Source organism: Streptomyces mutabilis (assembly GCF_014649815.1).
Classification (GTDB): domain Bacteria; phylum Actinomycetota; class Actinomycetes; order Streptomycetales; family Streptomycetaceae; genus Streptomyces; species Streptomyces mutabilis.
In genome coordinates this window covers 18,305-36,421 of record NZ_BMTT01000020.1, presented here as the reverse complement: position 1 = coordinate 36,421, position 18,117 = coordinate 18,305, and the positions used below count along the sequence as shown (strand labels likewise).

The window sequence follows — 18,117 nt, the reverse complement described above, 5'->3', positions numbered from 1 at the left end:
CGCGGCCGGTTGAACCGTGCGCGCCGAACGCGTCTTCGCGTACGGCGCCGCCGCCGGCCTCCTCGGTGACCTCCTCCTCGGCGACCCGCGCCGCGGACACCCGGTCGCCGCGTTCGGCCGTGCCGCCGGTGCCGTGGAACGGGTGCTGTGGCGTGACCACCGTGGGTGGGGCGCGCTGCACACCGCAGTGTGCGCCGGTGGCGCCGCCGCCCTCGGGCTGGCCGCCACCCGCGCCGTACGCCACTCCCCCGCCGCCTCCGTCGCGCTGACCGCCACCGCCACCTGGTCGGTCGTCGGCGGCACCTCGCTCGCCCGCGAGGCAGTCGCCATCGGCCGTGCCCTGGAGGCCGGCGACGTCGAGGCGGCCCGCGCGCGGCTGCCGCACCTGTGCGGGCGGGACCCGCAGGCGCTGGACGCCGACGGGATCGCCCGGGCGGTCGTGGAGTCCGTAGCCGAGAACACCTCGGACGCGGTGGTGGGCGCCCTGGTCTGGGGCGCGTTGGGCGGAGTGCCCGGACTGCTCGGGTTCCGGGCCGTGAACACCCTGGACGCGATGGTCGGCCACAGGTCGCCCAGGTACCGCCGCTACGGCTGGGCCTCGGCCCGGCTCGACGACCTCGCGGGCTGGCCCGGCGCCCGGCTGACCGCCGTCCTGGCCACCGTGGCCGGCGGCGATCCGCGGGGCGCCGTACGGGCCTGGCGCGCCGACGCCGCACGGCACCCGAGCCCCAACGCCGGTCCCGTGGAGGCGTCCTTCGCGGGCGCCCTGGGCGTGCGGCTGGGCGGGACGCTCTCCTACGGCGGGCGCATCGAGCACCGGCCCGTCCTCAACGGGGCGGCGGGGCGCGCCGTCCGGGCCGGTTGCGGCGACATCGACCGGGCCGTACGGCTCTCCCGGCGCGTGGGCTGGCTGGCGCTGGGCGTGTGCGCGAGCGCGCGGCTGCTCACCCGCCGGTCACTCACGAAGGGACGTACGTCATGAGCGGTGGCCTCCTCGTCGCCGGCACCACCTCCGACGCCGGCAAGAGCGTCGTCACCGCCGGAATCTGCCGCTGGCTGGTGCGTCAGGGCGTGAAGGTCGCGCCCTTCAAGGCGCAGAACATGTCGCTGAACTCCTTCGTCACCCGCGAGGGCGCGGAGATCGGCCGGGCGCAGGCCATGCAGGCCCAGGCGTGCCGCGTGGAGCCGACAGCGCATATGAACCCGGTGCTGCTGAAGCCGGGGGGCGAGCAGAGCAGCCAGGTCGTGCTGCTCGGCAAGCCGGTCGGCGAGATGAGCGCCCGCGGCTATCACGGCGGACGGCAGCAGCGGTTGCTCGGCACGGTGCTGGACTGTCTGGCCGAACTGCGGGGCACGTATGACGCGGTGATCTGCGAGGGGGCGGGCAGTCCGGCCGAGATCAACCTGCGCCGGACCGACATCGTGAACATGGGGATCGCCCGGGGCGCCGGGTTCCCCGTCCTCGTCGTCGGCGACATCGACCGCGGGGGCGTCTTCGCCTCGTTCTTCGGCACGGTGGCGCTGCTGGCACCCGAGGACCAGGCGTTGGTCGCCGGGTTCCTGGTCAACAAGTTCCGGGGCGACGTCTCGCTGCTGGAGCCGGGCCTCGACATGCTCCACGAGCTCACCGGTCGGCGGACGTACGGCGTCCTGCCCTTCCGGCACGGGCTCGGCATCGACGAGGAGGACGGACTGCGGGTCTCCCTGCGCGGGACCGTGCGGGAGTCGGTCATCGCGCCGCCCGTCGGCGAGGACGTGCTCCGGGTCGCCGTCTGCGCGGTCCCGCTCATGTCCAACTTCACGGACGTGGACGCGCTCGCGGCCGAGCCGGGCGTCGTGGTGCGGTTCGTGGACCGGCCCGAGGAACTGGCCGACGCGGACCTCGTGATCGTTCCGGGGACGCGGGGGACGGTCCGGGCGCTGGAGTGGCTGCGGGAGCGGGGGCTCGCGGACGCCATCGCACGCCGGGTGGCCGAGCGGCGGCCCGTGCTCGGCATCTGCGGCGGGTTCCAGCTGCTCGGCGAGCACATCGAGGACGAGGTCGAGTCCCGTGCCGGGCACGTGGACGGGCTCGGACTGCTGCCCGTGCGGGTGCGGTTCGCCCGCGAGAAGACCCTCACCCGGCCGGTGGGCGAAGCCCTCGGCGAGCACGTCGAGGGGTACGAGATCCACCACGGGGTCGCCGACGTGACGGGTGGCGTCCCCTTCCTGGACGGCTGCCGGGTCGGCCAGACCTGGGGCACGCACTGGCACGGCTCGCTGGAGTCGGACGGCTTCCGGCGGGCGTTCCTGCGCGAGGTGGCCGCCGCCGCGGGCCGCCGCTTCGTGCCGGCCCCCGACACCTCGTTCGCCGCGCTGCGCGAGGAGCAGCTCGACCGGCTCGGCGACCTGATCGAACACCACGCGGACACGGACGCGCTGTGGCGGCTCATCGAGTCCGGCGCGCCGCAAGGACTGCCATTCATTCCACCGGGAGCGCCCGCATGAGCACAGTGTTGTTGTTGTCGACCGCCGACACGGACCTGCTGGCGGCCCGCGCGTCGGACGCCGCCTACCGGATCGGCAACCCGACCCGGGTCGACGTACGCGAGGAGTTGCCGGGGCTGGTCGAGGGCGCGGACGTCGCCGTCGTGCGCCTGCTCGGCGGCAAGCGCGCCTGGGAGGACGGGCTCGCCGCGCTGAAGGCCGCCGGCGTCCCGACCGTCCTGCTGGGCGGCGAGAGCGTGCCGGACGCGGAGCTGATGGCCGAGTCGTCGGTGCCGGCCGGGGTGGTGGCGGAGGCGCTGCGCTACCTCGTCGAGGGAGGGCCCGACAACCTCACCCAGCTCGCCCGGTTCCTGTCCGACACCGTGCTGCTCACCGGCGAGGGCTTCGACGAGCCGCGGAAGATGCCGGAGTACGGCCTCCACGGCGAGCGGGCCTTCACCGAGGGCCGCCCGACGGTCGGCGTGCTCTTCTACCGCGCCCACCAGCTCAGCGGCAACACCGCCTTCGTCGACACGCTGTGCGACGCGATCGAGGCCCGGGGCGCCAACGCGCTGCCCGTGTACTGCGGTTCGCTGCGCGGTGCGGACGCCGGGCTGTACGAGCTGCTGGGCCGGGCCGACGCCCTGGTCGCCACCGTCCTCGCGGCGGGCGGCACGCACGCCTCGCAGGCGTCGGCGGGGGGCGACGAGGAGGCGTGGGACATCGGGGCACTGGCCGACCTGAACGTGCCGGTGCTCCAGGGGCTGTGCCTGACCTCCTCCCGGGCCGCCTGGGAGGAGTCGGACGCCGCCCTCTCCCCCATGGACGCGGCGATGCAGGTCGCGATCCCGGAGTTCGACGGGCGCCTGGTCACCGTGCCGTTCTCCTTCAAGGAGCAGGGCCCCGACGAGGTGCCGGTGTACGTCGCCGACCCCGAGCGGGCCTCGCGGGTCGCCGGGATCGCCGTACGGCACGCGGCGCTCAGGCACAAGCCGAACGCCGAGAAGAAGCTCGCGCTGGTCTTCACCGCCTACCCGACCAAGCACTCCCGCGTCGGCAACGCGGTGGGGCTGGACACCCCGGCCTCGGCGGTGCGGGTGCTGGACGCGCTGCGGGACGCCGGGTACGCGCTGACCGAGTACCCGTCCGGCGGCGACGAGTTGATCCACCGGCTCATCGAGGCCGGTGGTCACGACGTCGAGTGGCTGACGGAGGACCAGCTGGCGGCGGCGCCCGCGCGGGTGCCGCTGGCGGACTACCGGGCGTGGTTCGAGGAGCTGGACCCGGAGCTGCGGGACGGGATGCGGGAGGCGTGGGGCGAGCCGCCGGGCTCGCTGTACGTGGACGGGGACGACATCGTGCTCGCGTCGCTCCAGTTCGGGAACGTCGTCGTCATGATCCAGCCGCCGCGCGGCTTCGGGGAGAACCCGATCGCGATCTACCACGACCCCGACATGCCGCCGTCGCACCACTACATGGCCGCCTACCGGTGGCTGGACAACAGCTTCGGCGCCGACGCGATCGTGCACATGGGCAAGCACGGCACGATGGAGTGGCTGCCCGGCAAGGGTCTCGGGCTGAGCGCCGGGTGCGCGCCCGACGCGGTCCTCGGCGACCTGCCGCTGATCTACCCGTTCATCGTCAACGACCCCGGCGAGGGCACCCAGGCCAAGCGGCGCGGCCACGCCACGGTCGTCGACCATCTCGTGCCGCCGATGGCGCGTGCCGACACCTACGGCGACCTGGCCAAGCTGGAGCAGCTGCTGGACGAGTACGCGCTCGTCTCCGACCTGGACCCGGTGAAGGCGCCGGCGGTCCGCGCGCAGATCTGGACGCTGGTCAAGGCGGCCGAGCTCCACCACGACCTGCACGTGGACGACCAGCCGGACGACGACGAGTTCGACGAGTTCGTCATGCACATCGACGGCTACCTGTGCGAGATCAAGGACGTGCAGATCCGCGACGGGCTGCACATCCTGGGCGGCGGACCGGTCGGCGAGCCGCGCGTCAACCTCGTGCTGGCGGTGCTGCGCGCCTCGCAGGTGTGGGGCGGGCAGGCGAACGCGCTGCCGGGCCTGCGGGCCTGCCTGGCCGAGTATTTCGGGCTGGTGGAGAAGGAGCTGCTGGCCGAGCCGGGCGCGCCGGTGAAGGTGCCGGTGGAGCTGACGGACCTGGTGGACGGCCCGGCGCGTTCGGCCGCCGACGCGATCGACCTGCTGGAGCAGCTGTGCCGGCGGTTCGCGGAGGGCATGGAGGCGCGGGCGTGGGAGACCGCTGCCGTACCGGCGCTGGTGCGCGAGGTGCTGGGCACCGAACTGCCCGACGCGGTCGCGGTGCTGGAGTTCGCCTGCACGGAGGTGGTGCCGCGGCTGGCCCGGACCACGGACGAGATCGGGCACATCCTGCGGGCCCTGGACGGCGGTTACGTCCCGGCGGGCCCGTCGGGCTCCCCGACCCGCGGGCTGGTCAACGTGCTGCCGACCGGCCGGAACTTCTACTCCGTCGACCCGAAGGCGATCCCGTCCCGGCTGAGCTGGGAGGTCGGGCAGTCGCTGGCGGACTCGCTGATCCAGCGGTACCTGAGCGACACCGGCGAGTACCCGAAGTCCGTCGGCCTCACGGTCTGGGGCACGTCCGCGATGCGCACCCAGGGCGACGACATCGCCGAGATCCTGGCGCTGCTGGGCTGCCGTCCGGTCTGGGACGACGCCTCGCGCCGGGTGACCGGCTTCGAGATCGTGCCCCCGGCCGAGCTGGGCCGGCCGCGCGTGGACGTCACCGTGCGCATCTCGGGCTTCTTCCGGGACGCGTTCCCGCACGTCGTGGGGCTGATCGACGACGCGGTGCGGGCGGTGGCGGAGCTGGACGAGCCTGCCTCGCAGAACTTCGTCCGCGCCCACGCCGACGAGGACACCGCCGAGCACGGCGACCGACGGCGGGCGACCGCGCGCGTCTTCGGTTCCAAGCCGGGCGCGTACGGTGCCGGTCTGCTGCCGCTGATCGACGCCCGCAACTGGCGCTCCGACGCGGACCTCGCCGAGGTGTACGCGGTGTGGGGCGGCTACGCCTACGGGCGGGGACTCGACGGGCGGGCGGCGCGCGGGGACATGGAGACGGCGTTCCGGCGGATCGCGGTCGCCGCGAAGAACGTGGACACCCGCGAGCACGACCTCGTCGACGCCGACGACTACTTCCAGTACCACGGCGGCATGGTCGCCATGGTGCGGCACCTGACGGGGACGAGTCCGCAGGCGTACGTCGGTGACTCGGCGACCCCGGACCAGGTGAAGACCCGGACGCTGGGCGAGGAGACGCACCGGGTCTTCCGAGCCCGCGTGGTCAACCCGCGCTGGATGGCGGCGATGCGCCGGCACGGCTACAAGGGCGCCTTCGAGATGGCGGCGACCGTCGACTACCTCTTCGGGTACGACGCCACGGCCGGGGTCGTGGACGACTGGATGTACGAGAAGCTCAGCGCCGAGTACGTCTTCGACGCGGAGAACCGGGACTTCATGAAGAAGTCCAACCCGTGGGCGCTGCGGGGCATCACGGAGCGGCTGCTGGAAGCGGCCGACCGCGGCCTGTGGGCCGAACCGGACGCGGAGACCCTGGAGCGGCTGCGCGCCACCTATCTGGAGCTCGAGGGCGACTTGGAGGGCGACGAGAAGTGAGTAACCCGTTCCCGTTCACGGCCGTCGTGGGTCAGGACGACCTGCGGCTCGCGCTGCTGCTGAACGCCGTTTCCCCGGCGGTCGGCGGCGTGCTGGTGCGCGGTGAGAAGGGCACCGCCAAGTCCACGGCCGTGCGCGCGCTGTCGGCGCTGATGCCGGAGGTGGACGTCGTCTCCGGGTGCCGCTTCTCCTGCGCCCCGCACTCCCCCGACCCCGGCTGCCCGGACGGACCGCACGAGCCGGGGGCCTCGGGCTCCCGGCCGGCCCGGATGGTCGAGCTGCCCGTCGGCGCCTCCGAGGACCGGCTGGTCGGCGCCCTCGACATCGAGCGGGCCCTCGCGGAGGGCGTGAAGGCCTTCGAGCCGGGCCTCCTGGCCGACGCCCACCGGGGCATCCTGTACGTCGACGAGGTCAACCTCCTCCACGACCACCTGGTGGACCTGCTGCTGGACGCGGCGGCGATGGGCGCCTCGTACGTCGAGCGCGAGGGTGTTTCGGTGCGGCACGCCTCGAAGTTCCTGCTCGTCGGCACCATGAACCCCGAGGAGGGCGAGCTGCGTCCGCAGCTTCTCGACCGGTTCGGGCTGACCGTGGAGGTCTCGGCCTCGCGCGAGCCCGACCAACGGGTGGAGGTCGTGCGGCGCCGGCTGGCCTACGACGACGACCCGGCCGGTTTCGCCGCGCGCTGGGCCGACGAGGAGGCCGCCGTACGAGCGCGGATCGTGGCGGCGCGGGAGCTGCTGCCCTCGGTACGGCTCGGGGACGGGGCGCTTCGGCAGATCGCGGCGACCTGTGCCGCGTTCGAGGTCGACGGCATGCGCGCCGACATCGTGATGGCCCGCACGGCGACCGCGCTGGCGGCCTGGGCCGGGCGGACCGACGTACTGGCGGAGGACGTGCGGCAGGCCGCGCTGCTGGCGCTGCCGCACCGGCGGCGGCGCAACCCGTTCGACGCGCCGGGCCTCGACGAGGACAAGCTCGACGAGACGCTGGAGGAGTTCGGCGGGCCGGACGGGGACGGTGGCGGGGACGACGACCCCGACCCGGGTCCCGACGGTCCCGGTGGTCCCGGTGGGCAGCCGGAGCCCGACGACGCCCCGCAGGGTGACGGTGACGCCGCCGCGCGCCCCGAGGCCGGGGAGGGCGGGGAGCCGCAGCCTTCCGGTGGTGCCGGTGAGCAGTCCCCCGCGCGGGCCGCCGAGCCGTTCCGCGCCAAGGTGCTGAGCGTGCCGGGGCTGGGCGAGGGGGCCGCCGGGCGGCGGTCGCGGGCGCGGACCGAGCACGGGCGGACGACCGGGGCCCGCCGGCCGCAGGGGGCGCTGACCAAGCTGCACCTGGCGGCGACCGTGCAGGCCGCCGCCCCGCACCAGCGGGCGCGGGGGCGCAGCGGCCCGGGGCTGGTGGTGCGGCGGGACGATCTGCGACAGGCGACGAGGGAAGGGCGTGAGGGCAACCTCGTGCTTTTCGTGGTCGACGCCTCCGGGTCGATGGCCGCGCGGCAGCGGATGAGCGCCGTCAAGGGTGCCGTGCTGTCGCTGCTGCTGGACGCCTACCAGCGGCGGGACAAGGTGGGGCTGGTGACCTTCCGCGGGTCGGCGGCCGATGTGGCGCTGCCGCCGACCTCGTCGGTGGACGCCGCCGCGGCACGGCTGGAGTCGCTGCCGACGGGTGGGCGGACGCCGTTGGCGGCGGGGCTGCTGCGTGCCCACGAGGTGCTGCGGGTGGAGCGGCTGCGGGACCCGGCGCGGCGGGCTCTGGTCGTGGTGGTGACGGACGGGCGGGCCACCGGTGGCCCCGAGCCGGTGGCGCTCGCGGGGCGCGCGGCGCGGCTGTTCGCTGCCGAGGGCGTCGCCTCGGTGGTCGTGGACTGCGAGTCGGGGCCGGTGCGGCTGGGGCTGGCCGGGCGGCTCGCGGGTGAGCTGGGCGGTACGGCGGTGACGTTGGACGAGCTGCGGGCGGACTCCATCGCCGGGCTGGTGAAGGACGTGCAGGGAAACAGGAGGGCCGCGTAATGCCGAAGGGGCAGCCGAGCGTCGTACCGAACGACGGACTGACGACCCGTCAGCGGCGTAATCGTCCACTGGTCGTCGTGCACACGGGCGTCGGGAAGGGCAAGTCCACCGCGGCCTTCGGGCTGGCACTGCGGGCCTGGAACCAGGGGTGGCCGATCGGGGTGTTCCAGTTCGTCAAGTCGGCGAAGTGGAAGGTCGGCGAGGAGAACGCGCTGCGGGTGCTGGGCGCCAGCGGTGAGGGCGGGTCCGTCGACTGGCACAAGATGGGCGAGGGCTGGTCCTGGGTCCAGCGGGACGCCCAGATGGACAACGAGGAGAAGGCCCGGGAGGGCTGGGAGCAGGTCAAGCGGGACCTGGCCGCCGAGACGTACAAGCTGTACGTGCTGGACGAGTTCGCCTACCCGATGCACTGGGGGTGGGTCGACACCGACGAGGTCGTGTCCGTGCTGCGGGAGCGGCCCGGGACCCAGCACGTCGTGATCACCGGGCGGAACGCGCCCGAAGAGCTGGTGGAGTTCGCCGACCTCGTCACCGACATGTCCAAGGTCAAGCACCCGATGGACGCGGGGCAGAAGGGGCAGAGGGGCATCGAGTGGTGACCTCCGCCGTTCCTCGGCTGGTCGTCGCCGCGCCCTCCTCGGGCAGCGGCAAGACCACCGTCGCCACGGGTCTGATGGCCGCGCTCGCCGGGCGCGGGCTCGCCGTGTCGCCGCACAAGGTCGGGCCCGACTACATCGACCCCGGGTACCACGCGCTCGCCACCGGGCGGGTGGGGCGGAACCTCGACGCGTACCTGTGCGGGCCCGAGCTGGTCGGGCCGCTGTTCCTGCACGGGGCGCGCGGGTGCGACATCGCCGTGGTCGAGGGTGTGATGGGGCTGTACGACGGGGCGGCCGGGGAGGGTGAGCTCGCGTCCACCGCGCAGGTCGCCAAGCTGCTGCGGGCGCCGGTGGTGCTGGTCGTGGACGCGTCGTCGCAGTCGCGGTCGGTCGCGGCGCTGGTGCACGGGTTCGTGTCCTGGGACCCGGAGGTGCGGGTCGGGGGCGTGATCCTCAACAAGGTCGGGTCGGATCGGCACGAGGCGCTTCTGCGGGAGGCGTTGGACTCCGCCGGGGTGCCGGTGCTGGGGGTGCTGCGGCGGGTGCCGCGGGTCGAGACGCCGTCCCGGCATCTGGGGTTGGTGCCGGTCGCCGAGCGGGGCGCGCAGGCGGTCGAGGCCGTTGCGGCGATGGCCGCGCAGGTCTCCGACGGCTGTGACCTGGAGGCGTTGGTCGGGCTGGCGCGTAGTGCGGGGGCGTTGGAGTGTGCGGCTTGGGACGCGGGTGAGGTCCTGCGTTGTTCGCCCCCGGGGGCTACCGCCTCCGGGCCCCCGCTTTCGGCCCCGGACGGGCCTCGTCCTCGAACGCCGGACGGGCTGGGACCGCGCGTGGCCGTCGCCGGTGGGGCCGCGTTCACGTTCTCCTACGCCGAGCACGCCGAACTGCTCGCCGCCGCCGGGGCCGAGGTCGTCGTCTTCGATCCGTTGCGGGACGAGGAGCTGCCCGAGGGGACCGCCGGGCTGGTCGTCGGGGGCGGGTTTCCCGAGGTGTACGCCTCCGAGCTGTCCGCCAACGAGCCGCTGCGCAAGGCCGTCGCCGAGCTGGCCCTCGGCGGGGCGCCCGTCGCCGCCGAGTGTGCGGGGCTGCTCTATCTGTGCCGGGAGCTGGACGGCCTGCCCATGTGCGGGGTGCTGGACGCCTCCGCGCGGATGTCCGAGCGGCTGACGCTGGGTTACCGGGACGCCGTGGCCGTCACGGACAGCTCGCTGGCGGTCGCGGGGACGCGGATGCGGGGGCACGAGTTCCACCGGACGGTCGTGGAGCCGGGGGCCGGGGTGGCGCCCGCCTGGGGGATGCGTGCGCCCGAGCGGCGCGTCGAGGGATTTGTGGAGCGCGGTGTGCACGCGAGCTATCTGCACACGCACTGGGCGTCCGAGCCCGGTGTCGCCCGTCGGTTCGTGGAGAGGTGCCGGACGTCATGAGCAGCAGGCTGGTCGGGGTCGGAGTCGGGCCCGGGGACCCGGAGCTGGTGACCGTCAAGGGGGTCAACGCGCTGCGGGCCGCCGAGGTCGTCGTCGTACCCGTGATGGCTGCATCCGATGGAAAGGATGGCGGGGAGCGGGGGCGGGCGGAGGCCACCGTGCTGCACTACGTCCCCGCCGACAAGGTCGTACGGGTCGTGTTCGCGCTGAACGAGCGCACCGACCGGACGCGCCGTGAGGCGGCGTGGGACGCGGCCGGGGAGCGGGTGGCCGGGCTGCTCAGGGAACACGGCAGCGTGGCCTTCGCGACCATCGGCGACCCCAACGTGTACTCCACCTTCACCTATCTCGCGCAGACCGTCGGCGAGCTGGTGCCGGGCACCGCCGTGGAGACCGTGCCGGGGATCACCGCCATGCAGGACCTCGCGGCGCGGTCGGGCGCGGTGCTGACCGAGGGCACCGAGCCGTTGACGCTGGTGCCGGTGACCGCGGGGGCCGCCGTGCTCAAGGACGCGTTGAACGGGCCGGGTACGGTCGTCGCCTACAAGTTCGGCCGGCAGGCGGCCGAGGTCGCCGAGGCGCTGCGGGAGACCGGGCGGCTGGACGACGCCGTGTGGGGGTCGGCGCTGGGGCTGCCGGAGGAGTCGGTGCGGGCCGCGGCGGAGCTGGACGGCGGACCGCTGCCGTACCTCTCTACGCTCATCGCGCCCGCCCGGCGCGAGGGCGGGCGGGGCGGGAAGCTGTGAACCTCTCCAGGGACGGCGGCTCATTCGGCCACGCCCACCACCAGCCAGATGAACGCCGCGCCCGCGACCGTGCACAAAAGCGTCGAGCGGGCCGGGTGCTCGTGGTGGGCCTCGGGGAGGATTTCGGCGGCGGCGAGGTAGAGCAGCGCGCCGCCGAAGAGGCCGAGATACGCGCCGAGTACGCCCTCCGGGATGGTGAACAGGAGCGTGGAGGCCGCGCCGGCCACCGGGGCCAGGGCGTCGGCGAACAGCATCGCGATCGCGCGGCGGCGGGCGTTCCCGTACAGGCTGGTGAGGGTGTAGGTGTTGAAGCCGTCCGCGAAGTCGTGGGCGATCACCGCCATCGCGACCGCCGCGCCCATGCCTCCGCCGATCTGGAAGGCCGCGCCGATCGCCACGCCGTCCATCGCGCTGTGTCCGACCATCGCGGCGGCGGCCGTCAGGCCCACCTCGGGCGAGCGGTGTCCGTCCTCCTCGCCTCCGTGCGCGGCGCGGCGGGCGGCCAGCAGGCGTTCCACCAGGTGCGCGAGCAGGAAGCCGGCGACGAAGAGCAGCAGCGCCTCGGGCACTCCGAACACCTCGTCGCCGGCCGCCTCCAGTGCCTCCGGCAGCAGGTCGAGTCCGACCACACCCAGCATCAGGCCGCCGGCCAGGCCCAGCACCAGGTGGCGCCGGTCGGTCACCCGCTGTGCCGTCCAGCCGCCGGCCAGCGTCATCAGGAACGCGCCGAGCGCGACGAAGACCGCCATGGGCCCTTGCTATCCGATCGGAGCGCGGATCCGTGCGCACGACAGCAGCAACGGCAGTAAGTATGCGTAGGAAAGGACCCCGTCCCATGGATTCCATGGCCCGTGATGCCGCTGCCCGTACCGGCAGGGTGACCTTCGTCGGCGCCGGTCCCGGCGCCGCCGACCTGCTGACGTTCCGCGCGGCGCGCGCCATCGCGGAGGCCGACGTCGTCATCTGGGCGGCGAGCCTGGTGCAGGCGGAGGTGCTGCAGCACGCGCGGGAGGGCGCCGAGGTACTGGACTCGGCGACGATGTCGCTCGAAGACGTCGTGGCCGTCTACCGGCGGGCGTCTCAGGAGGGGCTGCGGGTTGCCCGTATCCACTCCGGCGATCCGGCGCTGTGGGGCGGAACGCAGGAGCAGCTGGACCGGTGCGCGGAGATCGGCATCGCGACCGAGGTCGTGCCCGGTGTCTCCGCCTTCTCCGCCGTGGCCGCGCTGGCGCAGCGGGAGCTGACGATCCCGGAGGTGGCGCAGTCCGTCGTCCTCACGCGGCTCGGCGGCGGCAAGACGCCGATGCCGCCCGGGGAGGAGGTTCGCGAGTTCGCGAAGCACGGGACGACCATGGCGGTGTTCCTGTCGGCGGCGCGCAGCGGGCAGCTGGTGCGGGAGCTGCTGGAGGGCGGCTACCCGACCGACACCCCGGTGGTCGTCGCGTACCAGGCCACCTGGCCGGAGGAGCTGGTCGTGAAGTGCACGATCGGCACGCTGGAGGAGACGGTCAAGGAGCACAAGCTCTGGAAGCACACCCTGTTCCTGGTCGGCCCGGCCCTCGACGCGCACGGCACGCGCTCGCACCTGTACCACCCGGGGCACTTCCACGGCTACCGGAAGGCCGATCCGGAGGCGCGGCGTGAGCTGCGCGCGCGGGGTGCAAGCACGTGATCACCGTCGTGGGGATGGGGGCCGCCGGTGCGGCGCCCGCCGGGGACGTCGTCGCGGGTGCGGAGCTGGTCGTCGGCGGGCGGCGGCACCTGGAGGCCGTACGGCTGCCCGAGGGGGCCGAGCGGGTCGTCCTCGGGGCGCTGGCTCCCGCCCTGGACACGGTCGCGGAGTACGTCGCGAAGGAGCGGCCGGTGGTCGTGCTGGCCTCCGGCGACCCGGGGTTCTTCGGGATCGTGCGGGTGCTGGCCGAGCGGTTCGGGGCTCAGCGGCTGGACGTGCGGCCCGGGGTCTCGTCCGTCGCCGCCGCGTTCGCGCGGGCGGGGCTGCCGTGGGACGACGCCGTGGTGGCCAGCGCGCACGGACGGGACCTGCGGACGGCAGTGAACCTGTGCCGGGCGCACCCGAAGGTCGCCGTGCTGACCGGGCCCGGCGCCGGCCCGGCGGAGCTGGGCGCCGCGCTGCGGACCGACCCGCGGGTCCTGGTCGTCGCCTCCGCGCTGGGCACCGCCGACGAGCGCGTGGAGCGGGTGACGCCCGTCGAGGCCGCCGGGCGTGACTGGGGGGCGGCGGTGAGTGTGGTGCTGTGCCTGGACGAGGCGCGGGCGCTGGGGCCGGTGCGCTCGGTCGCCGGGCCGCGGCCGGGGCCCGCCGGGTGGGCGCTGGACGAGACGGATTTCGCCCACCGCGACTCGATGATCACCAAGTACGAGGTGCGGGCTCTGGCGCTGGCCCGGCTCGGGCCCCGGCCCGGGGATTTGGTGTGGGACGTCGGGGCGGGCTCGGGGTCCGTGGCCGTGGAGTGCGCGCGGCTCGGCGCGGCCGTCACCGCCGTCGAGAAGACGCCGGACGGCGTGGAGCGGGTGCGCGCCAACGCCGCCGCGCACGATGTGGACGTGCGGGTGGTGCACGGGGCGGCGCCCACGGTCCTGTCCGACCTGGACGACCCGGACTCCGTGTTCGTCGGGGGCGGCGGGCGCGAGCTGCCCGCCATCGTCGCCGCCTGCGCGCGGCGCGCCCGGCGGGCCGTGGTCGTCGCGATGGCCGCGCTGGACCGGGTGCCGGCGGCCCGCGAGGCGCTGCTCGGCGCCGGGCTGGAGTGTGACGGGGTGCTGCTGCAGTCGTCCCGGCTGGCGCCGCTGCCGGGTGACGTGACCCGGCTGGCGGCCACCAATCCCGTGTTCCTGCTGTGGGGCGAGAGGCCGCACAGCCGTACCGAAGGAGTTTCCCTTTGATCGGCCTCATTTCCGCCACCGCGGCGGGAGCTGCGGCGCGGGACCGGCTGGCCGCGGCGTGGCCGGACCGCACGCGCGTGTACGGGGGTCCCGTCGCGGACGCCGTGCGGACCGCGTTCGCCGAGTGCGAGCAGCTCGTGTGCTTCCTGGCGACCGGGGCCGTGGTCCGCCTCGTGGCTCCGTTGCTGGACGACAAGCGGACCGACCCGGGAGTGGTGTGCGTCGACGAGGGCGGGCGGTACGCCGTGTCGCTGGTCGGCGGTCACGGCGGCGGCGCCAACGAACTGGCCCGCGCGGTCGGCGAGGTGCTGGGCGCCGAGCCGGTGGTGACGACGGCGACGGACGCCGTGGGCCTGGCCGGCCTGGACACGCTCGGACTGCCCGTGGAGGGCGATGTCGCCGGGGTCTCGCGGGCCCTGCTGGACGGCGAGCCGGTGGCGCTGCGGGCGGAGGTGAGCTGGCCGCTGCCGCCGCTGCCGGTCGCCGAGGCCGGTGCGTACGCGGTCCGGGTCACCGACCGGCTGGTGGAGCCGGCCGAGCGGGAGGTCGTCCTGCGTCCGCCGTCCCTGGTCGTCGGGGTGGGCGCCTCGAAGGGCGCTCCGGTGGACGAGGTCCACGGGCTGGTGGAGACGGCCCTGCGGGAGTCCGGGCTGTCCGCCGCGTCGGTGGCCGAGCTGGCCACCGTGGACGCCAAGGCGCAGGAGCCGGGGATCGTGGGTGCCGCCGAGCGGCTGGGCGTGCCCCTGGTGACGTACGCCGCCGACGAGCTGGCGGGTATCGAGGTGCCCAACCCGTCCGACGCCCCGCTCGCGGCCGTCGGCACCCCGTCGGTCGCGGAGGCGGCGGCGCTGGTGCGCGGTGGCGAACTCCTCGTGCCCAAGCGCAAGTCGGCGGCCACTCCGGCGATGGCGACCTGCGCGGTCGTACGGCGGCCGGGGCGCGGGCGGCTCGCGGTGGTCGGGCTCGGTCCGGGCGCCCGGGACCTGGTCACGCCGCGCGCGCAGGCGGAGCTGCGGCGGGCGTCGGTGCTGGTCGGGCTCGACCAGTACGTCGACCAGATCCGCGACCTGCTGCGGCCCGGCACGCGGGTCCTGGAGTCGGGGCTCGGCGCCGAGGAGGAGCGGGCCCGGACCGCGGTGGAGGAGGCCCGGCGCGGGCACGCCGTGGCACTGATCGGGAGCGGGGACGCCGGGGTGTACGCGATGGCCTCCCCCGCGCTCGCGGAGGCGTCCGACGACATCGACGTGGTCGGGGTGCCCGGGGTGACGGCGGCGCTGGCGGCCGCGGCGGTCCTGGGCGCGCCGCTCGGTCACGACCACGTGTCGATCAGCCTGTCCGACCTGCACACGCCGTGGGAGGTCATCGAGCGGCGGGTGCGGGCGGCGGCCGAGGCGGACATCGTCGTGACGTTCTACAACCCGCGCAGCCGGGGCCGGGACTGGCAGTTGCCCAAGGCGCTGGCGATCCTCGCGGAGCACCGGGCGCCGGCCACGCCGGTGGGTGTCGTGCGCAACGCGTCGCGGGCCGACGAGTCGAGCCGGCTGACCACGCTCGCCGCGCTCGACCCGGCGACGGTCGACATGATGACGGTCGTGACGGTCGGCAACACCGCGACCCGTGAGATCGCCGGGCGCATGGTGACGCCGCGCGGCTACCGCTGGCAGGGGACGTCCGCGGAGGGGCCGCGATGAGCCGTGTCGTCCACCCCATCGAGCAGGAGTCCTTCCGGCGGCTGCGCGCCCGCCTGGACACCTCGCACTTCCCGCCGCTGACCCGGGCGGTGGTGGAGCGGGTCATCCACTCCGCCGCCGACCTCGACTACGCCACCGACCTCGTCACGGACGAGGCCGCGCTGGAGAAGGCGTACTCCGCGCTGCACGCCGGGGCGCCCGTCGTCGTGGACGTCGAGATGGTCGCCGCGGGCATCACCCGGCGCGAGACGGTCTGCCGGCTCAAGGAGGCCCGGTCCGGGCCCGGTCTGACCCGCTCCGCGCACGCCGTACGGCTGGCGTACGAACAGGTCGGGCCGGGCGCGCTGTGGGTGATCGGCTGCGCGCCGACCGCCCTGGAGGAACTGCTCACCCTGGACGCCGACCCGGCGCTCGTCATCGGTCTGCCCGTCGGGTTCGTCGGCGCGGCCGAGTCCAAGGCCGCGTTGCGCGAGAGCGGCCTGCCCGCCGTCAGCAACGTGTCCGAGAAGGGCGGTTCGGCGGTCGCCGCCGCCGCGCTCAACGCCCTGCTGTACCACCCCACTTCGTACTCCGATCCGCACTTCGAGGAGAAATCGTGACCACCCCGCCGCCCGCCCTGCTCATCGCCGGACACGGCACCCGGGACGAGGCCGGAGCCGAGGCCTTCCGCGACTTCGTGCGCGAGCTGGGCCGCCGCCACCCCGAACTGCCCGTCGCGGGCGGCTTCATCGAGCTGTCCCCGCCGCCGCTGGGCGAGGCCGTCGCCGAGCTGGTGGAGCGCGGGGTGCGCCGGTTCGCCGCGGTGCCGCTGATGCTGGTGTCCGCCGGGCACGCCAAGGGCGACATCCCGGCGGCGCTGTCCCGCGAGAAGGAGCGCCACCCCGGCATCACCTACACCTACGGGCGTCCGCTGGGCCCGCACCCGGCACTGCTGCGGGTGCTGGAGCGGCGGCTGGCTCAGGTGGTCGACCCGTCCTGGGACCCGGCCGAGGTGACCGTGCTGCTGGTCGGGCGCGGGTCGACGGACCCGGACGCCAACGCCGAGGTGTTCAAGGCGGCGCGGCTGCTGTGGGAGGGGCGCGGATACGCGGCCGTGGAGACGGCGTTCGTGTCGCTGGCGAAGCCGGACGTGCCGGGCGGCCTGGACCGGTGCGCGCGGCTGGGGGCGCGGCGGGTCGTGGTGCTCCCGTACTTCCTGTTCACCGGCATCCTCCCGGACCGGGTCCGGCACCAGACCGAGGTGTGGGCGGCGGCGCACCCGGAGACCGAGGTGCGGTCGGCCGATGTCATCGGGCCGGAGCCGGAGCTGCTGGACCTGGTGTGGGAGCGGTACGAGGAGGCCGTCAAGGGCGATCTGCGGATGAACTGCGACTCCTGCGTGTACCGGATCGCGCTGCCCGGTTTCGAGGACAAGGTGGGACTGCCGCAGCAGCCGCACTTCCACCCCGACGACGACGACCACCACCACGGGCACCACGGGCATGGACACGCACACTCCCACGCACACTGAGGCCCAGGGGCCTGATCTGCGGCACCACGGGGACGCCGAGGTGCGCGACGACGGCTCGGCGCTGGTGGACCTCGCGGTGAACGTCCGCGCGGACACTCCTCCGGCCTGGCTGCGCGAGCACGTCGCCGCCTCTCTCGGCTCCCTCGCGGCGTACCCGGACGGGCGGGCGGCGCGGGCGGCGGTGGCGGCGCGGCACGGGCTGCCGGTGGAGCGGGTGCTGCTGACGGCGGGCGCCGCGGAGGCGTTCGTGCTGCTGGCGCGGGCGCTGAAGGTGCGCCGGCCGGTCGTGGTGCACCCTCAGTTCACGGAGCCGGAGGCGGCACTGCGGGACGCGGGGCACACGGTCGACCGGGTGTTGCTGCGGGAGGCGGACGGTTTCCGGCTGGACCCGGCGGCCGTCCCGGAGGACGCCGACCTGGTGGTGATCGGCAATCCGACGAATCCGACGTCGGTACTGCATCCGGCGGCCGCGATCGTGGAACTGGCCCGTCCCGGGCGGACGCTGGTCGTGGACGAGGCGTTCCTGGACGCGGTGCCGGGCGAGCGGGAGGCGCTGGCCGGGCGGACGGACGTCCCCGGGCTGGTGGTCCTGCGCAGCCTCACCAAGACGTGGGGGCTGGCGGGGCTGCGCATCGGCTACGTCCTCGCGGCGCCGGAGACGATCGCGGACCTGGAACGCGCCCAGCCCCTGTGGCCCGTGTCCACGCCCGCGCTGGCGGCGGCGGAGGCATGCGTGGCGCCACGTGCGCTGGCGGAGGCCGCCCGCGCGGCCCACCGCACCGCCGCGGACCGGGCCCACCTGGTCGCCGGGCTCGCCGAGTTCACCGACGCCGGCCTGCGGATCGTCGCTGCCGCCGAGGGCCCCTTCGTCCTCCTCCGCCTCCCGCACGCCGCCGCCGTGCGCCACCGGCTGCGCGACCTCGGGTACGCGGTGCGGCGCGGCGACACCTTCCCGGGGCTGGGCGAGGAGTGGCTGCGGCTGGCGGTACGGGACCGGGCGACCACGGACGGTTTCCTGGGGGCGCTGAGGCGGGCGGTGACGGGACCGTCCTGAGGCGTACGGCCAGGACGGGTCCTCCCCGGCCGGTCCCCGCCCC

The 18,117-nt window shown here is 74.8% G+C and carries 14 protein-coding genes; 13 read left to right on the top strand and 1 reads right to left on the bottom strand.

Translation table 11 applies throughout. From position 1 onward, the window contains the following. The first annotated feature begins 16 nt into the window (after positions 1-16). The 7 genes from IE142_RS29355 to cobI are packed head-to-tail and all read left to right on the top strand — an operon-like array spanning position 17 to position 10,915. The gene (locus IE142_RS29355) at positions 17-982 is read left to right on the top strand and encodes a cobalamin biosynthesis protein (RefSeq protein ID WP_191888546.1); all 966 of its coding nucleotides are present in this window, start codon (positions 17-19) and stop codon (positions 980-982) included. Then, a complete protein-coding gene (locus IE142_RS29350; protein WP_191888545.1) occupies positions 979-2,487 on the top strand; it encodes a cobyric acid synthase in 1,509 nt (502 codons plus the stop codon). The genes IE142_RS29355 and IE142_RS29350 overlap by 4 nt, the downstream gene beginning before the upstream one ends. Beyond that, positions 2,484-6,137 carry a cobaltochelatase subunit CobN gene (gene cobN / locus IE142_RS29345; protein ID WP_191888544.1) on the top strand — a complete coding sequence of 1,218 codons (3,654 nt, stop codon included), beginning with the start codon at positions 2,484-2,486 and terminating at the stop codon, positions 6,135-6,137. Before IE142_RS29350 ends, cobN begins: the two co-directional genes overlap by 4 nt. Beyond that, on the top strand, positions 6,134-8,149 hold the full coding sequence (locus tag IE142_RS29340) for a putative cobaltochelatase (protein ID WP_043374468.1): 2,016 nt from the start codon (positions 6,134-6,136) through the stop codon (positions 8,147-8,149). The genes cobN and IE142_RS29340 overlap by 4 nt, the downstream gene beginning before the upstream one ends. After that, complete coding sequence (gene cobO, locus IE142_RS29335) at positions 8,149-8,748, top strand: cob(I)yrinic acid a,c-diamide adenosyltransferase (protein ID WP_191888543.1); 600 nt, start codon at positions 8,149-8,151, stop codon at positions 8,746-8,748. The genes IE142_RS29340 and cobO overlap by 1 nt, the downstream gene beginning before the upstream one ends. Further along, on the top strand, positions 8,745-10,169 hold the full coding sequence (locus IE142_RS29330) for a cobyrinic acid a,c-diamide synthase CobB (protein WP_370466433.1): 1,425 nt from the start codon (positions 8,745-8,747) through the stop codon (positions 10,167-10,169). Before cobO ends, IE142_RS29330 begins: the two co-directional genes overlap by 4 nt. Beyond that, positions 10,166-10,915, top strand: a complete 750-nt coding sequence (gene cobI, locus IE142_RS29325) for a precorrin-2 C(20)-methyltransferase (protein WP_191888541.1) — start codon at positions 10,166-10,168, stop codon at positions 10,913-10,915. The genes IE142_RS29330 and cobI overlap by 4 nt, the downstream gene beginning before the upstream one ends. 20 nt (positions 10,916-10,935) lie before the next feature. Here cobI and IE142_RS29320 read toward each other — a convergent pair whose 3' ends face one another. Continuing rightward, a complete protein-coding gene (locus IE142_RS29320) occupies positions 10,936-11,664 on the bottom strand; it encodes a ZIP family metal transporter (RefSeq protein ID WP_191888540.1) in 729 nt (242 codons plus the stop codon). A gap of 86 nt (positions 11,665-11,750) precedes the next feature. Between IE142_RS29320 and cobM the strand changes: the two genes are divergently transcribed. Genes cobM through cobC form a run of 6 tightly spaced genes read left to right on the top strand, consistent with a single transcriptional unit; the run spans position 11,751 to position 18,074 of the window. Beyond that, entirely contained in the window at positions 11,751-12,587 is an 837-nt protein-coding gene (gene cobM / locus IE142_RS29315) for a precorrin-4 C(11)-methyltransferase (protein ID WP_043374459.1), read from the top strand. Then, on the top strand, positions 12,584-13,819 hold the full coding sequence (gene cbiE / locus IE142_RS29310; RefSeq protein ID WP_191888539.1) for a precorrin-6y C5,15-methyltransferase (decarboxylating) subunit CbiE: 1,236 nt from the start codon (positions 12,584-12,586) through the stop codon (positions 13,817-13,819). Before cobM ends, cbiE begins: the two co-directional genes overlap by 4 nt. After that, positions 13,816-15,510: a precorrin-3B C(17)-methyltransferase gene (gene cobJ, locus IE142_RS29305; RefSeq protein WP_191888538.1), complete on the top strand. Its 1,695-nt coding sequence runs from the start codon at positions 13,816-13,818 to the stop codon at positions 15,508-15,510. The genes cbiE and cobJ overlap by 4 nt, the downstream gene beginning before the upstream one ends. After that, positions 15,507-16,109, top strand: a complete 603-nt coding sequence (locus IE142_RS29300; RefSeq protein ID WP_043374452.1) for a precorrin-8X methylmutase — start codon at positions 15,507-15,509, stop codon at positions 16,107-16,109. Before cobJ ends, IE142_RS29300 begins: the two co-directional genes overlap by 4 nt. Beyond that, entirely contained in the window at positions 16,106-17,020 is a 915-nt protein-coding gene (locus IE142_RS29295; protein ID WP_191888537.1) for a sirohydrochlorin chelatase, read from the top strand. The genes IE142_RS29300 and IE142_RS29295 overlap by 4 nt, the downstream gene beginning before the upstream one ends. Next, positions 16,992-18,074 (top strand): Rv2231c family histidinol phosphate aminotransferase CobC, encoded by a 1,083-nt coding sequence (gene cobC / locus IE142_RS29290; protein ID WP_191888536.1) that lies wholly within the window; start codon positions 16,992-16,994, stop codon positions 18,072-18,074. Before IE142_RS29295 ends, cobC begins: the two co-directional genes overlap by 29 nt. Positions 18,075-18,117 lie beyond the last annotated feature (43 nt).

Bases quoted from the DNA above. Each gene is read 5' to 3' on its own strand.
- IE142_RS29350 (WP_191888545.1), top strand. From the start codon at position 979: ATGAGCGGTGGCCTCCTCGTCGCCGGCACCACCTCCGACGCCGGCAAG.
- cobN (WP_191888544.1), top strand. From the start codon at position 2,484: ATGAGCACAGTGTTGTTGTTGTCGACCGCCGACACGGACCTGCTGGCG.
- cobO (WP_191888543.1), top strand. From the start codon at position 8,149: ATGCCGAAGGGGCAGCCGAGCGTCGTACCGAACGACGGACTGACGACC.
- cobI (WP_191888541.1), top strand. From the start codon at position 10,166: ATGAGCAGCAGGCTGGTCGGGGTCGGAGTCGGGCCCGGGGACCCGGAG.
- IE142_RS29320 (WP_191888540.1), bottom strand. From the start codon at position 11,664: ATGGCGGTCTTCGTCGCGCTCGGCGCGTTCCTGATGACGCTGGCCGGC.
- cobM (WP_043374459.1), top strand. From the start codon at position 11,751: ATGGATTCCATGGCCCGTGATGCCGCTGCCCGTACCGGCAGGGTGACC.
- IE142_RS29300 (WP_043374452.1), top strand. From the start codon at position 15,507: ATGAGCCGTGTCGTCCACCCCATCGAGCAGGAGTCCTTCCGGCGGCTG.
- cobC (WP_191888536.1), top strand. From the start codon at position 16,992: ATGGACACGCACACTCCCACGCACACTGAGGCCCAGGGGCCTGATCTG.